Origin of the sequence: Streptomyces graminilatus (assembly GCF_001418565.1) — a bacterium.
In the GTDB taxonomy this organism is placed as follows: Bacteria; Actinomycetota; Actinomycetes; order Streptomycetales; family Streptomycetaceae; genus Streptomyces; species Streptomyces graminilatus.
The window spans coordinates 1-3516 of record NZ_LIQQ01000763.1; the positions used below are offsets into that span (position 1 = coordinate 1).

The window sequence follows — 3516 nt, forward strand, 5'->3', positions numbered from 1 at the left end:
ACCTGGACCTCTCCCACGTCGAGATCGACCCCCGCCTGCCCAACCCCTTCACCTCCAGCGGCAAGCGCCCCGAAGGCCCCGGCTGGTACGCCACACCCAGCGTCGCCTACGCCGTCGAACTCGGCGCCGACGTCCGCCCGCTCGAAGCATGGGTCCGCACCACCCACAGCCCCTACCTCCAGCCCTGGTACGACCGGCTGCGCGCCGCCTACCTGCTCACCATGGACGGCCTCGGCGTCACCCCGGACCTCGACGACGAGGAGTTCCTCGCCGCGATGGCCGTCTACAAGGACGGCGACCCGGAGCTGGTGACCCTGAACAACGTCATCAAGTCCACCGCCAAGTCGGGCATCGGCAAGCTGCGCCAGCGCCCCACCGGCCTCGACTACGTCTTCGGCGAGCCGTGGTCGGCACTGAAGCGCCTGACCTGGCGGCCCGACATCCGCGCCATGATCCTCTCCAAGGCGCGCACCAACATGCACCGCAAGATGAACAACCTCGCCCAGACGGCGAACCGCTACCCCTTCGCCGTCAACAACGACTGCGTGATCTACGCCGTCGACGGCCTCTCCCCGCTGCCCGCCCTGCTCGGCCCCGACGGCCAGCCCGTCCGCGGCGGCTTCCGCCTCGGCGTCAACCCCGGCTCCGTCAAACACCAGGGTTCCCAGACCATGGCCTGGGCGCTGGACCTGCTCGCCGACGGCGTGAACATCGCCAACGAGATCAAGGACGCCTCGCTCGTCCGCGTCGCCTGAACCGTAAGGAAGCTGACTCACCGTGGGACTGATCGAAGACCGCCTGGAGGAGGCCGCGGACACGGCCTTCTCCCAGCCGATCCCCAAGACGCTCGGCGCCCGCATCCGCTTCCTCCTCAAGCAGGAGAAGGGCGTGGGCCGCGCCGAGGCGGCCCGCGCGGTCGCCGAGAAGATCGGCAAGAGCCAGCGCACCGTCGAGCGCTACCGCGACGACGAGATCAAGACGGCCAAGCCCGAGACCGCCGCCCTCATCGAGGAGGAGGTGACCAGGCTCTGGCAGCCCCTCGTACGCGCCCGCCGCTTCCAGGACGCCATCGCCACCAAGGGCCTCAAGGTCGACGTGCGCGCCAAGTTCGGCTTCAAATCCCCGCGCGGCACCACCAACGACCCCCGCTACCGGCGTATGACCCGCCGCCTGGACGCCGACACCACCCGCGCCCTCTACGAGGCGAAGGAAGCCGGCGCCGACGAGGACGACCTCGCTCAGATCGTCGCCGACGGCCTGCGCTACGACTACTTCACCGACAAGGGCAAGCGTGCCCAGAGCCTGCAAGAGGTCGCCCTGACCTCCATCGACCACATCCGCTTCACCCTCGGCTGACCCCGCCCGCACCCCTGCCGCGCCGAAAGGCTGATGATCATCACCGTGGCTGCACCCCCCGGCACCGCGCCCGTCAAGGTGCGGCTGCGCAAGCACCAGATCCGCGCCGTCCACGCCGCCGTCACCGCGCTGCGGCACACGGCTCGTACCTCCGTCGTGATGGCCTGCGGCACCGGCAAGACCTACGTCGCCGCGCGCATCGCCGCCCGCGTCGCCCCGCAGGGCACCCGCCTGGTGCTGCTGCCCACCCTGGAACTCCTCGCCCAGACCATCGACGACTGGCGCACCGCCGGTATGACCGGCCCCGTGCTCGCCCTGTGCTCCAAACGCCCCAACACCCGCAGTGGGCCCGTCGCCCACACCACCTACCCCGACGTCCTCACCGGTGCCGTCCACGGGCACCCCGACCTGACCGTCTTCGCCACCTACCACTCCTTGCACCGTGTCGAAGACGCCCATCTCAACTACGCTCTGCCGCCCTGGTCGCTGATCGTCGTCGACGAAGCCCACCGCACCAGCGGTAACCTCGGCAAACGCTGGGCCGCCGTACACGACGACGACCTCGTTCGCGCGCACAAACGCCTCTACCTCACCGCCACTCCGCGGATCTGGTCGGCCGGCGAACCCGACGAGGACGACAACCCCGCCCTCGTCGCCTCCATGGACGACGCCGCCCTCTACGGGGAGACCAGCTACCGCCTCCCGCTCGCCGAGGCCATCGACCTGGACCTGTTGGCCGACTACCGCGTCGTCGTCATGGAGGTCCACGAGGCCACCATCCGCGCCCGCCTCGGCATCTCCGAAAAGGCCACCGAAACCGAGCTGCGCCAGGCCGCCCTGCAGATCGCTGTCCTGCGCGCCATGGCCCAACTCGACCTGCGCCGCGTCGTCTCCTTCCACCACCGTGTTGCCGACGCCCACGACTTCGCCGCCACCCTCCCCGAGACCGCGGCCCGCCTGTACGCGCTCGACGAGACCGGAACCGCATGTCCCGACCCCGGCGAGCTGTGGGCGGCCGCGATCGACGGCACCCAGGACCCCGACTACCGTCGCTACCTCCTCGACCGGTTCGACGGCCGCCTTGTCGAGGACCTGGTTCCCGCCTTCCGCACGGTGATCGCCAACGCCCGCCTCCTGGGCGAAGGCGTCAACATCCCGGCGATCGACACCGTCGTCTTCGCCGACCCCAAGGAATCCATCGTCGACACCGTGCAGGCCGTCGGCCGCGCCCTGCGCCAGCAGCCCGGCCAGGGCAAGAAGGCCACCCTGATCGTGCCCGTCTACGTCGCCCCCGGCGAGGACGCAGACGACCTGCTCGGCTCCAACCTGTACAAGCCGCTCTGGCGCGTCCTGCAAGCCCTGCGGGCCCACGACGACCGCATCGCCGACCGGCTCGCCGTCCCCCAGCAGCCGGCCCACCCCGAGCCGGAGGACGAAGAACAAGAGGGGGAGGAGGTCCCGGTCGACGTCGTCTTCGACCGGACATTCCCCGCCGACACCATCGCCGAGGCCTTCAGGCTGCGCGTCCTGTACCCGCGCGATGCGTCCTTCCGCCGCGGCCTGGCCGCCGCCACCGCCTACTACGAAACCCACGCCCACCTCGACGTCCCCCAACTCCACGACGACGAGAGCGGCTTCGCCCTCGGCCGCTGGATCAACCGCATGCGCAAGGCGTATGCAGCCGGCACCCTCAAACCCCGGCAGACCAAGGCGCTCGAGCAGGTCGGCATGATCTGGAACCTCCTCGCCCAGGCCGCCGAACGCGGCCTGCTCCACGCCCGCAACTACGCCGACCGCCACGGTCACCTCGCCGCCCCCACCGAGGAGATGATCGGCGATTTCGCCTTCGGACGCTGGCTCATCAACCGCCGGCGCACCGCCCGCGAGCGCACCGAGAAGGGGCTCGAACCCGATTCCACCGACGCCGCCCTCACGGCCGTCGACCCCTGGTGGAACCCGCCCTGGCCGATCGGCTGGCAGCGCCTCTACTACACCGCCCGAACCTACGCCGAGGCCAGCATCACCCTCGACGACCTGCCCGCCGACTTCCTCACCGACGACGACGAACCTCTCGGCGAATGGGTCCGCACGCAGAGCCTCACCTTCCACACCCTCCACCCCGAACAGGCCCGCCTTGTCACCGAACTCGGCATCACCCCC

General features: G+C 70.3%; 2 protein-coding genes and 1 pseudogene. All 3 read left to right on the top strand.

Translation table 11 applies throughout. The features are described 5' to 3' along the window. Positions 1 to 755: pseudogene (locus AOK08_RS41240) on the top strand (telomere-associated protein Tap); the annotation flags it as partial. 22 nt (positions 756 to 777) lie between these two features. After that, positions 778 to 1356, top strand: a complete 579-nt coding sequence (gene tpg, locus AOK08_RS41245; RefSeq protein WP_055535623.1) for a telomere-protecting terminal protein Tpg — start codon at positions 778 to 780, stop codon at positions 1354 to 1356. Between the two features lie 45 nt (positions 1357 to 1401). Continuing rightward, positions 1402 to 3516 (top strand): DEAD/DEAH box helicase (locus AOK08_RS41250; protein ID WP_277816064.1); only part of this gene is annotated, 2115 nt, incomplete at its 3' end.